Annotated in this window: 15 protein-coding genes and 1 riboswitch; of the genes, 9 read left to right on the forward strand and 6 right to left on the reverse strand. The window is 40.6% G+C overall.

Annotated features, from left to right (window positions below; translation table 11 throughout):
* Positions 1–141: 141 nt before the first annotated feature.
* Positions 142–1,752, forward strand: a complete 1,611-nt coding sequence (gene pafA, locus ACX3PU_RS07930) for an alkaline phosphatase PafA (protein WP_459084459.1) — start codon at positions 142–144, stop codon at positions 1,750–1,752.
* Between the two features lie 196 nt (positions 1,753–1,948).
* On the opposite strand, the gene ACX3PU_RS07935 is transcribed toward pafA, so the two are convergent.
* The gene (locus tag ACX3PU_RS07935) at positions 1,949–2,476 is read right to left on the reverse strand and encodes a DUF4136 domain-containing protein (RefSeq protein ID WP_459084460.1); all 528 of its coding nucleotides are present in this window, start codon (positions 2,474–2,476) and stop codon (positions 1,949–1,951) included.
* Entirely contained in the window at positions 2,473–2,661 is a 189-nt protein-coding gene (locus ACX3PU_RS07940) for a DUF5522 domain-containing protein (protein WP_459084461.1), read from the reverse strand. The genes ACX3PU_RS07935 and ACX3PU_RS07940 overlap by 4 nt, the downstream gene beginning before the upstream one ends.
* A gap of 43 nt (positions 2,662–2,704) precedes the next feature.
* Between ACX3PU_RS07940 and ACX3PU_RS07945 the strand changes: the two genes are divergently transcribed.
* The 3 genes from ACX3PU_RS07945 (at position 2,705) to rpoN (ending at position 6,178) form a co-directional block, all read left to right on the forward strand.
* Positions 2,705–3,037 (forward strand): hypothetical protein, encoded by a 333-nt coding sequence (locus ACX3PU_RS07945; protein WP_459084462.1) that lies wholly within the window; start codon positions 2,705–2,707, stop codon positions 3,035–3,037.
* A gap of 132 nt (positions 3,038–3,169) precedes the next feature.
* Positions 3,170–4,621: an asparagine--tRNA ligase gene (gene asnS, locus ACX3PU_RS07950; protein WP_459084463.1), complete on the forward strand. Its 1,452-nt coding sequence runs from the start codon at positions 3,170–3,172 to the stop codon at positions 4,619–4,621.
* Positions 4,622–4,699: 78 nt separating this feature from the next.
* Entirely contained in the window at positions 4,700–6,178 is a 1,479-nt protein-coding gene (gene rpoN / locus ACX3PU_RS07955) for an RNA polymerase factor sigma-54 (RefSeq protein WP_459084464.1), read from the forward strand.
* A gap of 73 nt (positions 6,179–6,251) precedes the next feature.
* Here the strand turns inward: rpoN and ACX3PU_RS07960 are convergent, their stop codons facing one another.
* Complete coding sequence (locus ACX3PU_RS07960; RefSeq protein WP_459084465.1) at positions 6,252–6,929, reverse strand: beta-carotene 15,15'-monooxygenase; 678 nt, start codon at positions 6,927–6,929, stop codon at positions 6,252–6,254.
* The gene (locus ACX3PU_RS07965) at positions 6,922–7,419 is read right to left on the reverse strand and encodes an RNA polymerase sigma factor (protein WP_459084466.1); all 498 of its coding nucleotides are present in this window, start codon (positions 7,417–7,419) and stop codon (positions 6,922–6,924) included. The genes ACX3PU_RS07960 and ACX3PU_RS07965 overlap by 8 nt, the downstream gene beginning before the upstream one ends.
* Before the next feature lie 174 nt (positions 7,420–7,593).
* Between ACX3PU_RS07965 and ACX3PU_RS07970 the strand changes: the two genes are divergently transcribed.
* The 3 genes from ACX3PU_RS07970 (at position 7,594) to hemL (ending at position 10,941) form a co-directional block, all read left to right on the forward strand.
* Positions 7,594–8,508, forward strand: a complete 915-nt coding sequence (locus ACX3PU_RS07970; RefSeq protein ID WP_459084467.1) for a 1-aminocyclopropane-1-carboxylate deaminase/D-cysteine desulfhydrase — start codon at positions 7,594–7,596, stop codon at positions 8,506–8,508.
* Positions 8,509–8,540: 32 nt separating this feature from the next.
* The gene (locus tag ACX3PU_RS07975) at positions 8,541–9,590 is read left to right on the forward strand and encodes a glucosaminidase domain-containing protein (RefSeq protein ID WP_459084469.1); all 1,050 of its coding nucleotides are present in this window, start codon (positions 8,541–8,543) and stop codon (positions 9,588–9,590) included.
* A gap of 70 nt (positions 9,591–9,660) precedes the next feature.
* Entirely contained in the window at positions 9,661–10,941 is a 1,281-nt protein-coding gene (hemL, locus tag ACX3PU_RS07980) for a glutamate-1-semialdehyde 2,1-aminomutase (RefSeq protein WP_459084470.1), read from the forward strand.
* 2 nt (positions 10,942–10,943) lie between these two features.
* Here hemL and ACX3PU_RS07985 read toward each other — a convergent pair whose 3' ends face one another.
* Together ACX3PU_RS07985 and namA are read right to left on the reverse strand one after the other, a co-directional pair.
* Entirely contained in the window at positions 10,944–11,216 is a 273-nt protein-coding gene (locus ACX3PU_RS07985; RefSeq protein WP_459084472.1) for a DUF2752 domain-containing protein, read from the reverse strand.
* Positions 11,213–12,265 (reverse strand): NADPH dehydrogenase NamA, encoded by a 1,053-nt coding sequence (gene namA, locus ACX3PU_RS07990; protein WP_459084473.1) that lies wholly within the window; start codon positions 12,263–12,265, stop codon positions 11,213–11,215. The genes ACX3PU_RS07985 and namA overlap by 4 nt, the downstream gene beginning before the upstream one ends.
* A gap of 121 nt (positions 12,266–12,386) precedes the next feature.
* Here namA and cdd point away from each other — a divergent pair, with 121 nt between their 5' ends.
* Together cdd and ACX3PU_RS08000 are read left to right on the forward strand one after the other, a co-directional pair.
* On the forward strand, positions 12,387–12,869 hold the full coding sequence (cdd, locus tag ACX3PU_RS07995) for a cytidine deaminase (protein WP_459084474.1): 483 nt from the start codon (positions 12,387–12,389) through the stop codon (positions 12,867–12,869).
* Positions 12,870–12,875: 6 nt separating this feature from the next.
* Positions 12,876–13,065, forward strand: a riboswitch (cobalamin riboswitch).
* 102 nt (positions 13,066–13,167) lie between these two features.
* A complete protein-coding gene (locus tag ACX3PU_RS08000; protein WP_459084475.1) occupies positions 13,168–15,078 on the forward strand; it encodes a TonB-dependent receptor in 1,911 nt (636 codons plus the stop codon).

Raw genomic sequence — 15,078 nt, forward strand, 5'->3', positions numbered from 1 at the left:
TTTAAGCAGCGTAAAGATCGGGCTTATGGAATATTAATAAAATGTGAATTTTTTTCGTTGGGCCTTTAAATCGTCTATTTATAGTAAATTTGTCTAAAATATTAAAGCATGCGTAATAATTTGAGATTATTATTTCTTGGCTTGTTCATAAGCCTTAGTCTAGGCGCGCAAACGGCGACGTCTTCCAAGAATCAAACTCCTAAACTTGTGGTCGGACTTGTGGTCGACCAAATGAGATGGGATTATCTAAATCGCTACCAAGATCATTATGGGAATGAGGGTTTTAATCGTATGATTCGTGAGGGGTATAACTTTAGCAATGTAATGATTGATTACATTCCTACGGTCACCGCTATTGGACATACTTCTGTGTATACTGGATCCGTTCCTTCGATTCATGGAATTGCCGGAAATGACTGGCTTGATCGTGAGACCGGAGAGAGTGTCTATTGCACTACCGATACGCAAGTAAAAGGTGTGGGGGCAAGTTCAAACAAAATTGGAAGCCATTCGCCAATTAATTTGAATAGTAGCACGATCACAGATCAATTGGGTATTGCCACTAGCTTTCGTTCAAAAGTGGTTGGAGTATCGTTAAAGGACCGCGCCTCCATTTTGCCGGCCGGACATAATCCCTTAGGAGCCTTTTGGTTTGATGAAGGGAATGGACATTTTGTGACGAGTTCCTATTATATGAATGAACTCCCTAAATGGCTACAAGACTTTAATGCTAAAAACCATGCTAGATCTCTCGTTTCTAAAGGATGGGATTTGGTTTTAAATCCAAAAGAGTATAAAGAAAGTACACGAGATGATGTTCCATGGGAAGGACTTTTAGGAAGTGCGACTACTCCTACTTTCCCGTATAAAAATTTACTTGCTGATTTTGATAAAGACAAAAATGTAATACGCAGTACACCCTTTGGAAATACCCTTACATTTATGGCTGCTACAGCGGCTGTGGACGGGTATGGACTTGGAAAAGATGCAGATCCTGATTTCTTGGTTGTAAACCTTGCCTCCACGGATTATGTGGGGCATAAGTTTGGACCCAATTCCATTGAAGTTCAAGACACTTATATCAGGCTAGATCGTGACTTAGCTGAATTCTTCAAGGCATTAGATCAGAAAGTGGGCAAAGGAAATTACCTGGTCTTTTTGACCGCCGACCATGGAGCGGCTCATTCTGAAGGATACATGAAAGAAAACAAGCTGAAAAGTGGCTTTTTTGCCCCAGAACTTATCGCAGATTTAGAAAAGGAGTTGAAAAAGGAATTTGGAAAGCAAGATTTAGTTTTAGGTTTTCAAAACTACCAAGTGTACTTAAATAAAAAAACAATTAAGTCTGCAGATCTAGAATACGATGATGTGGCAAACCATGTGGTCGACTGGCTGAATCAGGAGAAAGGTGTTCTCTACGCAGTTGAGCTAAGGGAACTTCCAGAGGCAGCAATTCCAGAACCGATAAAGACTCGAATGATCAATGGGTATCATTGGCAGCGGAGTGGCGATATTCAGATTATTCCACAAGATGGTCTTTTGCCTTCCTATTCAAAAACAGGGACAACACATACTGTTTGGAACTCTTATGATTCGCACATACCTCTACTCTTCATGGGAACTGGGGTCAAAAAAGGGTCTAGCTCAAAGCCTTATCATATGTCCGATATTGCTCCTACGTTAGCGCAGATGTTAAAAATAGAAAATCCAAGTGGAACTATTGGGAATCCTATTTCAGAACTATTAGATTAGGGTAATCTTCTCGCGTTATTGCGCCTGATAAACAAAAAATTCCGAGTCTATTCGACTCGGAATTTTTTGTTGAATGAAGGTGACGTGTAGGCGTAATGTGCAACATTCCATTCCTTCGCTCGATTGTTTAAATATCGCGTAAAAAAAATCAACGAGGCATTTAGTCTCGTTGATTGTATAGTAGATAGACAGTGGATTAATTTGCTTTCGGCGGATAATTTGCCATCATTTCTTCGATGATTTGTGGGATCTGTTTTTGCTTTTGTTTTGGAGAATCCACGGAGATTCCGTCGCCGATTCCTTGCCAAACCAATCTCTGGGTTTTTGCATCGATTAGATCAATGACAAGGCCCCCGCGGTTGTAATTGGTGCTCCAAGTTCTTTGCATTCCAAAGCCCCAGCCCCAAGGGCTACCCCAACCGTATAGGCCGTAAGGGTTTGAAGTGTGGATGTCATTTACATTTTTATGCCTTGCCTTTACATTTATGATAAGTTCAGGATTTTGTGAAGGTGTAAGTCCTTTGGTTTGAAGTTGCTTCGAGATTTCATTCAAAACTCGGTCTTTGTCAATGTCATTTAATTTCAAATCTTGAATCCGAAGTTGGTAAGTACGGTATTGATTGAAATTGGTAGTTTCTGCATAATCAGAGCGAACTTGGAAGGGGCTACAAGAGGCCACAACTAAACTCGCCGCTATGAATAAAAGGAACGTGTATTTTTTCATTTTGATTTGTTTTTATCTTGGTTTTTTTTAAAGGTATCCGTTTTCTTGTCGTAGCCATAGGGGCAATGCTTGCATCCGTTTTTACAACAAAACCCTCTTTTCAAATGGTAGTTTTCCGTAAAAACTCTGTATCCTTGCTCGTTATAATAATAGTCTTCATTTTCTTTGATAGGTAGACGAGACATAAGTTAAATTTTAAACTACATTTTTTTTGATTAGTTTTGAACTATGGTTGTGGTCTGTTCAATACTTCTCAAAAATACGAAAATAAATGGCATCACGCTATTTCCATTTGTGATTTTGCGCTCTAAACAGGATTTAGAAGATTCTGTGTTGCTTAATCATGAACGAATTCATCTGCGGCAACAACTTGAACTTCTGGTCGTTTTTTTTTACCTATGGTATGTGATTGAATACTATTATTGGTTTTATAAATTGAAAAATGGTCCTCAAGCGTATAGGCGTATTTCTTTTGAAAGAGAAGCGTACGCTATGGAGCACGATAGGGAATATCTTCAAAAACGAAAACTTTGGAGCTTTTACAAGTTTCGAAAAATATAGGACTTTGGTGGTTTTTAGTAGGCAGTAAGTCCAATTCATTCGGAAAAATATTCTTTTTTCACGATGGATTTATTTTTGCGCTATCAAAAATTAAGCCAATTTTTATTATCTTTGTCCTCAACAGATGTATCTATGAAAAAGAGTACCCTAAACGACATTCTACAAGAGTACAAGAAAGTACTTCATCATGACCTTACCGTGTACGGATGGGTTAAAGCTTTTCGTTCTAATCGTTTTATCGCATTGAATGACGGTTCGACACTCAACAATTTGCAAATCGTAGTGAATCCAGAACTCGGGTTCAGCGAAGATTTAATCAAGAAAATTAATATTGGATCTTCTCTAAAGATCACAGGTGAAGTGGTGGAAAGCCAAGGAGCCGGTCAAAACGTTGAGATCATCGCAAAAAAAATTGAAATTTTAGGCGACAATTTCTATGAGGAATTGCAAAAGACGATCCTACAGCCCAAAAAACACTCTCTTGAGAAATTAAGGGAAGAAGCGCATTTGCGATTTAGAACCAATTTGTTTAGCGCAGTATTCAGAGTAAGAAGTGCAGTGAGCTTTGCTATACATGAGTATTTCAATAGAAATCAGTTTAGTTATATTAATACGCCTATAATTACGGGAGCAGACGCAGAAGGTGCGGGAGAAATGTTTGGCGTCACGGCGCTAGATTTAAACGACCTTCCAAAAGACGATGCAGGACAAGTCGATTTTGAACAAGACTTTTTTGGTCGCAAGACTTCACTGACGGTTTCGGGTCAACTTGAGGCAGAAACAGCGATGATGGGGCTGGGCCGTGTTTACACTTTTGGACCTACTTTTAGGGCTGAAAACTCCAATACAACTCGGCATTTAGCGGAATTCTGGATGGTGGAACCAGAGGTTGCATTCAACAATCTTGAGGACAACATTGATTTAGCCGAAGATTTCCTGAAATATGTAATCAAGTACGTATTAGAGAACTGCAAGGAAGACTTAGCTTTTCTAGACAAACGTTTTTCAGAGGAGCAAAAGCAAAAGCCTGAGAAGGACCGTGCAAAGGAAGGACTCATTGAAAAATTAGAAAATGTAATTGAGAAGAGATTTAAAAGGGTTTCCTACACAGAGGCCATTGAAATTCTACTAAACTCAAAAGAAAATAAGAAGGGTAAATTCCAATACCCGGTCGAGGGTTGGGGTGCCGATTTAAAAAGTGAGCACGAACGATTCCTAGTGGAAAAGCATTTTGGATGCCCAGTAGTCCTTTTCGATTATCCGAAAGAAATCAAAGCGTTCTATATGCGCCTGAATGAAGAGGAGAAAACGGTGGCTGCAATGGATGTTCTATTCCCAGGCATAGGCGAAATCATTGGGGGATCCCAAAGAGAAGAACGTCTTGAAGTGCTTAAGAAAAAGATGGAGGAAATGGAAGTGGATCAGCAGGAGCTTTATTGGTATTTAGATACTCGAAAGTTTGGATCCGTTCCCCACGCTGGATTTGGATTGGGTCTTGAAAGACTCGTTCTATTTGTGACCGGAATGACCAATATTAGAGATGTGATTCCGTTCCCTAGGACCCCAAAAAGCGCAGAATTTTAATAATTATATAAAATATTTCGGAAAGCCTATAGAATCCCCCGATAGAATAGCCGTTATTTTTGTAGCTTGAACTGATATATGTTAAAACAAAATTTACAACTTAAACTAGGCCAGAAACTGGCTCCTCAACAGATTCAATTGATGAAACTGATTCAGCTTCATACACTTGAATTTGAAGAAGAGTTGGAGCGAGAGTTGGAGGAAAATCCTGCCCTTGAAAGGACGAGTGAAGAGGAAAAGGAAGGGGACGATTTTGAGGACGGTGCGGAGTATGAAGAGGAAGGGACCGAGACAATCGATACGGATTTTGATGTGAATGAATATCTTTTCGACGATGAACCCTCCTATAAAACCGCTTCAAGCAATTATTCAGCGGATGACGAAGAATTTGACAATGAAAGTCTTCTCACGGAAGGGCAGACCCTGTACGATTACTTGATCGAACAGATTCGCCTAATTAATATCGGAGAAAATGAACTAAAAATAGGGGAATATATAATTGGCAACCTAGATACAGACGGCTATTTAAGACGTGAAATTAAGGCGATTGTAGACGATCTGGCTTTTTCTCAAGGGATCTACACGACCAAAGAAGAGGTTGAAAATATCCTGGAGAACTATTTGCAAAAACTAGATCCTCCGGGAGTGGCGGCAAGAAGCCTGCAGGAATGTCTTCTGCTTCAAATTGAAAAGAAAGTCACACGCGATAAGTCTGTTAGTTTAGCTGCAAATATCCTTCGCAATCAATTTGATGCTCTGACCAATAAGCACTATAGCAAGATCATGCAGAAGTACGATGTGGAAGAGGAGGATCTCAAAGATGCGTTAGAGGAAATATCAAAACTTTCTCCCAAAGTTGGTGGGAATTTTGATACCCAAACAATCACAATCAACCAGGAAATCATTCCGGATTTTGTAATTCAAATCAAGGAACTAGCCAAAGGAAAATTCGAAGTAGTTCCTTTGCTTAATAGCAAAAATGCACCTACTCTAAGGGTTTCTGATGAATACAAGGAGATTCTCTCTACGTATTCCCATGACAAAACTTCGAGTGAGCACAAGCAAGCAGCACTGTTTATTAAACAAAAGCTAGACGCTGCAAAATGGTATATTGATGCTATTAACCAAAGGCAGAATACACTGCTTCAAACCATTACTGCGATTGTGAAATTGCAGAAGGAATACTTTTTGACTGGAGATGATAAATCCCTTAAACCCATGATTCTGAAAGATGTCGCTGACATCACTGGGTTTGATATATCGACCATTTCGCGGGTTGTGAAAAGTAAATATGCAGATACGCCCAATGGTATTGTCTATCTAAAAGATCTTTTCTCAGATTCGTTAACCAACGACGATGGTGAAGAGGTTTCTACCAAAGAGATAAAGATGCACTTGCAGGAAGTGATTGATAATGAAAACAAAAGAAAGCCTTATACGGACGATGCGCTGGTCGGTTTGTTAAAAGAAAAGGGGTATAATATTGCTCGTAGAACGATTGCTAAATATCGTGAACAGTTAAGTATTCCCGTAGCTAGATTAAGAAAGGAATTGTAGCATTCTGCTTTCTAACAAAGAAAAGCATCTTATGCGAAATTAAAATAGGCGTACTTTTTAAAGTACGCCTATTTTAATTTTCGTTTGTATTTTCAATCTGCTGAAGTTGTTTTAAGTTTCTACCTAAGCGACCTATTAATATGCCATAAACCAGACGGTAGTACCCCCAGATTAGAACCACACTCAGGATCGTTGAGACGATCATACCTGTAGCAAGTCCATAAAGAGTCGGACTGTCTATTTGAACGTTTTCTTGGTATAAAAGAGCAAAGAGGAAAGTAATAATCATTCCAATAAACAGGACGATTAATAAAATGTTTACCAGTATAAATAAATTCACTGTTTTTCGAAATGCTACAATTTGTAGTATGAATTTTTTTAGATTTTCCTCAACTTTGATTTTTTTGTATGCCCTGTAGAAGCGCACCACAAACAGGCTGCTCACGAGGAGACTTGACACTTTCATTACCGTATACAACACCGAGAATATTTCGCGGTACTGATCGGGATTTTCAATTCCTAATTTCCCAATGGTTTTCATGAAATCACCCAAATCGTCTCCACTTAGGATGTAATACAAAGCGATGGCAATAAAAAGGGTGAACTCTGCGATGCTTATATAATAAATGTATTTCACATAATTACGTGACTTCTTATTGAGCATTTCAAGGATTTCTGGCGCTCCGTATTTTTGAGTAAGTGGCTGTGTTTGCCACTGCTCTTTCAGGCTATCAAGATCAAATTCAGGCATGCTTTTCCATCAATTCTTTAAGTGTCTTTTTTAGACGGTTCATTTTGACCCGAGCGTTTACTTCGGAGATACCTAACGTTTCTGCAATTTCTCGGTAGGGCTGATCGTCCAAGTACATGACAACGATGGCTCGTTCTACTCTTGGAAGTAATTTAATTACTTTGTAGAGTAGGGCTATCTGAGATTGTTTCTCATCGTTGTCTTCTTCCAGATAATCTCTTTGGTGGTATTCCATGAGTTCATCTGTTTTCGGCGATTTTGTTTTCTTTCGAAATAGCGTAATAGCGGTATTCAGTGCGACGCGATACATCCATGTCGAAATTTTACTTTGTCCTTTAAATGTGTCGTAGCTTCTCCATAATTGTAACACAATTTCTTGGAAAAGGTCTTCTTCGTCTTCCAAAGAGTTTGTATAGAGGCGTGAGACTTTGATAATCAAACCTTGATTATCTTTTATTAATTTGGAAAAGATTTGCTCTTTTTCGCCCACCTCGCGTCGTTTTGATGGCGAAGATATTAAAATCTTAGCATAAAATAGAAGGCTCTATTTAGTTTTATTAAATTTTTGTTTGCTACCCAATAGAGGCTTTGTGCGCGGGGGCTATTGAATTCGGCTGGCAAAATAGGACGAAGTTGCGGGAAATGTTTTAATTTTGAAACCTATATGGAACTGCCATTGAATACCGCTCCTATTGTTGAGCTTCCGATAAAAAAGGAGGTGCGCCTCTTTTTGAAAAGAGAGGATCAGATAGATCCTGAGATTTCGGGGAATAAATTCTGGAAACTTTTCTATCCCATCAAAACTTTACTGGAAAATGAAACAAAAAAACCGGTAATCTATACCTTTGGAGGTGCTTATTCCAATCATATTGCCGCAATTTCTGCGATGGGAAAACGCTTTGGTTTTGCCACCCATGGAATTGTGCGTGGAGAGGAGTTAAAAGACAGTTGGATGCAAAATCCCACTCTTCGTTTTGCCCACCAAAATGGAATGGAATTTAGTTTTGTTTCGAGAGAGGTTTACCGAGAGAAAGGACAAATTGTGCAACTTGTGAAAGCCCTAGCGAAAGATGCAATTTTAATCCCGGAAGGAGGCACGAGTGAATTGGCAGTGGAAGGCTTTAAACATGTTCTAGGGGTTGAAACTCAAAGTTTTGATTATATTTGTGCGCCCGTAGGCACGGGGGGAACCCTTGCAGGGCTTTCCAAATTTGCGGGTCCAAATCAGAAAATCCTAGGGTTTAAGGTCGTTAAGGATGGAAGCTTGGATGCGATTATTAGTCGTCTTTCAGGACGAGAGAATTTTGAATTGATCGAGGCGGCGGAAGCCGGATATGGAAAAATGTCGGTCGAACTCATTGAGTTTGTGAATGCATTTTCGAGTCAGTTTTCGGTGGCGATAGACCCTCTTTATATGGGGAAGATGATGCAGAGTTTACTCGGGTTAATCGAGAAAGATTATTTCCCAAAAGGAACCAGGATCTTAGCCATTCACACGGGTGGTCTGCAAGGAATTGCAGGCGCAAATGAATTTTTGCAATCAAAGGGCAGAGTGTTAATTCAACCTGTAGAGAATTAGAGCAAAACTAATTTAGTTTAAATAGATAAGACATGAAAAAGAGCTTGGTTGCTTTTACGCTTTTAATAATTACATTTTTGAATGGTCAAAGTTGGAAGACAGAAGATCAATACATCCAAAAATTCGCACCCTATGCGGTGGAGGAAATGGAGAAGTACCAAATTCCCGCGTCAATAACCTTAGCTCAAGGTCTATTAGAAACCGGAGGAGGCCAGAGCCGTCTCGCGCAAATGGGCAACAATCATTTTGGAATTAAATGCAAGGAAGAGTGGACTGGGAAAACCATGTCCCATACGGACGATGCGCCCAATGAATGCTTTCGAGTGTATGAAGATCCGCGTGAATCCTACGAAGATCATTCTAAATTTTTACGGTTTCGAAAATACTATCAGAATCTTTTCACGCTAGACATGCAAGATTACAAAGCATGGGCCCATGGACTTAAAAAAGCAGGGTACGCAACGAATCCTATGTATGCTTATATTTTAATTGATAAGATTGAAAAATTAAAACTGTACGAATTCGATCGTACAAGTTCGAAAGAGACTTACTTTACACTTCTAAAGCTATATCCGGAACTGCGGGAGGATAAGATTTTCATGGCGCAATTAGATCAAACCAATGCGAAAACGGAACCTGTCACCTTAACTGTTCCTTATAAGCAAGTTTCTTATGCGCAAAGAGTGGAGGATGTTCAGCAGTTGCGTTCGGAAGCGGAACTCCTTCAAGGAATTCTCATTAAAACCCATCCCAATTCTCGAAAGAAATTTGTTATCATTCCTGCCACCACTACCGTTGCATTTATCAGCAATAAATTTAATATTGGAGAGAAGCAGATTATGAAATGGAACGAGCTTTCTGGTCCAGAGCTACAGAAAAACGATGTTTTGTTCCTAGAAGCCAAATCTTCCAAAGCCCTAGTTGCAACCTACGAGGTACAAGTAGGTGAAACCATGCATGACATCGCTCAGAAATTTGGCGTGAAGCTCTCCCAACTTTATTCTAAAAATCGAATGTCTTACGGCGAACAGCCCCGTGTAGGCCAGCTGATTTATCTCCAAAAGCGCAAGCCGAGACGCTAAGTCTCCTTCTAATTTCGTAAATTTGCACACCTTGAACGAAGAGATTTTTTCGTTCTTAAATTGATTTATTATGGTATACCAAAGAAGTTCAGAACTCTTCGATGAGGCGAAAAAATACATTCCTGGCGGGGTGAATTCACCCGTACGTGCCTTCAAATCCGTAGGGGGAGTACCCGTGTTTATGAAGTCGGCGAAGGGAGCCTATTTAACTGACGAAGACAACCGAGTATATATTGATTATATTAATTCTTGGGGGCCCGCAATTCTAGGGCATACACATCCTAAAGTTTTAGAAGCGATTCAACAGCAGGCTGAAAGTGGTTTTTCGTTTGGTACTCCCACCGAACTTGAAACTCAAATCGCGAAATTGATCGTCTCCAAAGTACCCAATATAGACCAAGTTCGTATGGTTTCTTCAGGGACTGAGGCTTGCATGAGCGCCGTGAGGTTAGCTCGAGGATGTACTGGGAGAGATAAAATTGTAAAATTTGAAGGATGTTACCACGGTCATTCGGATTCGTTCCTAATTAAAGCAGGAAGTGGAGCTGCGACCTTCGGGAATCCGAATTCTCCAGGAGTGACGAAAGGAACAGCGAAAGACACTCTACTTGCAAAGTATAATGACTTAGAGGGCGTAAAGTCACTTTTTGAAAAAGAAGGAAGCGATATTGCCGCAATCATTATTGAACCGGTAGCGGGGAATATGGGATGTGTTCTACCCGAAGACAATTTCTTGCAAGCCCTTAGAGACCTATGCGACCAACACGGTGCACTTTTGATTTTTGATGAAGTAATGACAGGCTTTCGTCTTGCTTTCGGGGGAGCGCAACAGGTTTTTGGTGTTCGTGCAGACCTCGTCACGTTTGGAAAAGTAATAGGAGGAGGAATGCCGGTGGGCGCTTTCGCAGGGCCGAATAAAATTATGGATCATCTTGCACCTAAGGGTGCCGTTTATCAGGCCGGTACGTTGAGTGGGAACCCTTTAGCGATGAGAGCCGGGCTAGTGACTTTAGAACAAATTCTAGGAGACGAGAAGTTTTATACAAGAATTAACCGTACAGCTGAAATTTTAGACCGTGAAATTTCCATTATTTTAAATGAAAAAGGGATCTCTCATCTGATCAACCGCAAAGGCTCTATGATGTCTTTGTTCTTCGAAACCTCAGAGGTGAAAGATTTCGATCAGGCGGCTCAAGCGAATCACGAGATGTTCAATGAATTCTTTCACCATTTATTGAGCCACGGTATTTATTTACCACCGAGTGGTTTTGAAACTTGGTTTATTTCCGATGCAATAAAAGAACAAGAACTTGAAAAAACATTAGAGGTCATAAGTAAGTTTAAATCGTAAACTTAGAGTAGGTAATAAGAGCCTAGAATAAGGACCACATTAAGGATCACAAGGGGAAGCAGCAAGTTTTGTAGCTTCCTCTTTTTTGTTATGACAAAGAAAAGAAACACGAGTCCAAGTAGTAGTAGAGTGGGGAGCGCGGGATAGGTGCGAAACGATTCGGCAAATTCTCCTTTCCAAAGTAAAGCAAGGGCAGTCTGCGCTCCACACCCATAGCACTCAATGCCTAGGTAAGTTTTATAGGGACAACTCCAGAAAAAATCTTCTAATTTCATCCTCGTTTAGCTCGTTCGTATTGCACTGGAAAACTGCAGTTTTCATTGTACTCCATGGCCGTTTGGCTTGCGAGATATGGGTTTCGAAGGATTTCTCGACCTACAAAAATAAGGTCTGCTTTGTCTTGGATTAAAATCTCTTCTGCTTGCAATGCATTGTGAATAAGTCCCACGGCTCCTGTTTTAATCGATGCCTCACTTCGAATGGCTTCTGCAAAGGGTACCTGGTAAGAATCAAATACGGAAATTCTAGCCCCCTGAATATTCCCACCACTTGAGACATCAATTAAATCCACCCCTTTCGATTTCAGAATTTTGGAAAGGGCAATGCTTTGCGATACATCCCAACCCTCTTGCGCATATTCATCCGCAGATAGCCGAACAAGAAGGGGATGCTTCTGATCTAGCAAAGGAGTGATTTGGTCTATAATTTCAAGTAGAAAACGAATCCGGTTCTCAAAGGAGCCACCGTACAGATCCGATCTTTGATTGGACAAAGGAGAGAGGAATTGATGAATCAAATATCCATGAGCACCGTGAATTTCAAGAAGGTCAAACCCCGCGTCAAGCGCACGCTCTGCTGCATTTTTAAAGGCCTGAACGATCTCTTTGATCTCCTGTTCATTTAATTCGTGTGGAATCTGTTCCGAGTCTTTGTAGGGGATTTGAGAAGGTGCGACGGGAATCCAGCCCTCGGAAGCAGGCAATTGAACACCTTCCCAAGTGGAGGCTTTTCTTCCCGCATGCGCAAGTTGGATGCCTACTTTTGAATTCGAATTTTTATGAATAAAAGAAACGATTTTTTCTAGCTCTACTTTTTGCTTATCGTTCCAAAGCCCAAGGCATTTATGAGTTATCCTACCTTCTGGTAAAACGCCGGTCGCCTCCATAATTAAAAGTCCTGTACCTCCCATGGCTCTAGATCCATAATGAACAAAATGGAAATCATTGGGCATTCCATGCTCACAACTGTACATGCACATGGGAGACATCACCCAGCGATTTTCCAATTCTAAATTTCGTAGCTTTAAGGGAGTGAAAAGTTTCATTCGTACTATTTTTTGATTGTATAAGAGGTAAAATTAACCTTTTTTCGTTCATTAACCTAGGCTTGGGCTTTACTCTCCAAGAAAAAGTCCTACATTTACTCCCACTTTATAGATGTTTTAGATGAACAAAGAATTGACCATCGACTATGAATATTTCGATTCCGTTGAGCAGCTAGATGCGATGGAACAGAAACTTTACGAAGCGGCCCAAAAAGCTCGCAAAAACGCGTATGCCCCTTATTCTAAATTCCTAGTGGGCTGTGCACTTTTACTCGAAAATGGAGAGATTGTTTTGGGGAATAACCAAGAGAATGCTGCGTATCCCTCTGGCCTTTGTGCAGAACGTACAGCCATCTTTTGGACTTCGGCAAACTATCCGAGTGAAAGAATTCTTAAATTGTTTGTCATCGGCGGTCCAGAAAGGTCTGTAGAGAATCCTGTACTTGCCCCTCCATGCGGCGCTTGTCGACAAAGCATTCTTGAATATGAAAGCAAGCAGGGACAAGAGATTGAAGTGTATTTTGCGTCCACTACTGGAGAGGTCTGCAAAACACGCTCCATTCGGGATTTGCTTCCGTTTTCATTTGACTCCAGCTTCCTATAATTTTTTAAAGTAAGACTCTTTCTTTATTCGTATCTTCGCCTCGTTCCTAGAACAGGGAATGGTGTGCAATTCACCAACTGTCCCCGCAACTGTAAATCACCGTCGTCTAATTTTTAGAAGAGCCATTTTTACATCCCGTAAGGAGAAGGCCTAAAAATGTGAAAGTCAGGAAACCTATCTAAGAGCACTCGAATTATTAACGCTTTCGGAGGAAAAGCCTGAATATCCCTTGCATTACGGCAAAGGACTTAGACTTTATTTTTTCCGGTAAGTAAACTTTAACCAAAATTTTTCAATTATGAGAAAACGATTAATTTTTGTTGGAGCGCTGCTTGTCGTACAATCAGTAGTGCATGCCCAACAACAACCCGCAATTGGCGAAATTCAAGAGGTAACAATTGCAGGTAAACAGAAGCAGCAACTTTATGCTACCGGTAAGAACGTGATGCTTTTAACTTCCCAAGATTTACAGCGCTTTAAGGGAAGTGACTTAGGCGAGGTACTTCAAAGTGTGAGCGGCATTCAACTCACTGGTGCCTCGAACAACTCGCAAGAACCCAAATTCCCAAAAGTGCGAGGAGGTAAACTTGCCAATGTACTCATCCTAATCGATGGAGTACCCCTAAAAGATGTGACAGGAAACGACTATACCGCTACGGATCTTCGTCTGATTCCTTTGGAGACCATAGAAAGTATCGAAGTTCTTAACGGGTCTTCTTCCGTTCTGTATGGATCGAATGCGACCGTATCGGTTATTAATATTCGAACGCTTGAAAGCGCTCAGAAAAAACTGCAGGGAGTCGCAGGTTTAAAAGGAGGTTCATTTGGTCATTTTGGTCAACAGCTAGCTCTTCGTGGGAAACTAGGGGCTTGGAGCTACAATCTGAATGGAACAAATGAGAAACAGGACGGACTTTCTTCTGCAAAAGGAGAGGGGTTTGATAAAGATGGAAGCGAAAGACAAAGTCTGGGGGCTCGAATCGGCTATGACAGAGATTCTTTTGGATTCTATGCGCAAGGCAATATGTCTCATCATTTCCACGAGGATGATCAGGGGGCCTTTTCGGACGGTAAAGGAAGAGGAGACGACTCCCAACAATTCGTGGGTGTTGGAGGGTATTACAAATACAAAGGTGGACAACTCGTGCTCAATTCACGTTTGTCTGGCTCTGAAAGAACAATTCAGAATTGGAATTCGGACCACTACCGTGATGAGTATTTTTACAAGGGTGAGAATAGCTTTGTAGAACTTTTAAATCACTATACATTTAATCAGCACATTTCTCTAAGTGCAGGAGTTTCCTACGAGACTCAGAAAATGGGATCCAAAGCTCTTCCTTGGGGTGGAGAATCGATGGAAGACGTCCTTGTTTTGAAAGAAACGAAGGTTTCGAATTTTGATGTCTTTGCCAATGCCAATTTAAACTGGGGGTTGTTCCATTTGGACCTAGGCGCCCGAAACACCCACCATTCTGAATTTGGAAATCATTTGGTATACAGTGTAAATCCATTTGTCCTCAAAGAATTTGGTTCAAACTATTATAAAATAGGATATTCTTACGCCACTGCATTCATTGCACCTACGCTCTACCAATTTTATGGAAGCTTACCCTATACAGTAGAAAACAAAGAACTCGTACCGGAAACCAATTCCACGCACGAGGTGAATTTTAGTGTAGGTCGCAAGGACCAGTCTCTTGTATTAAACGGATCTTTCTTTATGCGAAACGAACAAGATGTTTTCGCCTACGTGAACAATCCTGATTTCACAGGACAATTTATTAATGTGAATGAAAACAAAGTGAACGGATTTGAATTGGGATTTGACACCAAATGGCAACAGAAATGGAGACTAGGTGCCAATTTCAGTTTTGTTGAGAAAGAAAATGAGCTTACTCGTTTGCGTCAACCTAAACAGAGGGTAAATTCCTATATCCAGTACGATCCTTTTGAAAGCACTTCACTAGCTCTCTCGCATCAATTCGTTTCCTCCCGCAGTGACTCCTACTGGGATGATCAAAGTGCAAGTGTGAAAGATGTGAATTTGGAAAGCTACCACGTGTTTCGCTTAAGCGCGAATCAGAAGATCACGAAGGCCTTACAAGCGAATTTAAATATTGGAAATCTTTTTAATAAGTCCTACACGGACGTTGCAGGCTACACGACGCTTCCTCGTTCCTACATGCTAGGGGTTGAATATCAATTTTAA

The organism is Chryseobacterium sp. A301 (assembly GCF_054489425.1).

Coding starts and splice junctions, on each gene's coding strand:
- ACX3PU_RS07935 (WP_459084460.1), bottom strand. CDS start 2,476: ATGAAAAAATACACGTTCCTTTTATTCATAGCGGCGAGTTTAGTTGTG.
- ACX3PU_RS07945 (WP_459084462.1), top strand. CDS start 2,705: ATGGTTGTGGTCTGTTCAATACTTCTCAAAAATACGAAAATAAATGGC.
- asnS (WP_459084463.1), top strand. CDS start 3,170: ATGAAAAAGAGTACCCTAAACGACATTCTACAAGAGTACAAGAAAGTA.
- ACX3PU_RS07960 (WP_459084465.1), bottom strand. CDS start 6,929: ATGCCTGAATTTGATCTTGATAGCCTGAAAGAGCAGTGGCAAACACAG.
- ACX3PU_RS07970 (WP_459084467.1), top strand. CDS start 7,594: ATGGAACTGCCATTGAATACCGCTCCTATTGTTGAGCTTCCGATAAAA.
- ACX3PU_RS07975 (WP_459084469.1), top strand. CDS start 8,541: ATGAAAAAGAGCTTGGTTGCTTTTACGCTTTTAATAATTACATTTTTG.
- ACX3PU_RS07940 (WP_459084461.1), bottom strand. CDS start 2,661: ATGTCTCGTCTACCTATCAAAGAAAATGAAGACTATTATTATAACGAG.
- ACX3PU_RS08000 (WP_459084475.1), top strand. CDS start 13,168: ATGAGAAAACGATTAATTTTTGTTGGAGCGCTGCTTGTCGTACAATCA.
- cdd (WP_459084474.1), top strand. CDS start 12,387: ATGAACAAAGAATTGACCATCGACTATGAATATTTCGATTCCGTTGAG.
- ACX3PU_RS07985 (WP_459084472.1), bottom strand. CDS start 11,216: ATGAAATTAGAAGATTTTTTCTGGAGTTGTCCCTATAAAACTTACCTA.
- hemL (WP_459084470.1), top strand. CDS start 9,661: ATGGTATACCAAAGAAGTTCAGAACTCTTCGATGAGGCGAAAAAATAC.
- rpoN (WP_459084464.1), top strand. CDS start 4,700: ATGTTAAAACAAAATTTACAACTTAAACTAGGCCAGAAACTGGCTCCT.
- namA (WP_459084473.1), bottom strand. CDS start 12,265: ATGAAACTTTTCACTCCCTTAAAGCTACGAAATTTAGAATTGGAAAAT.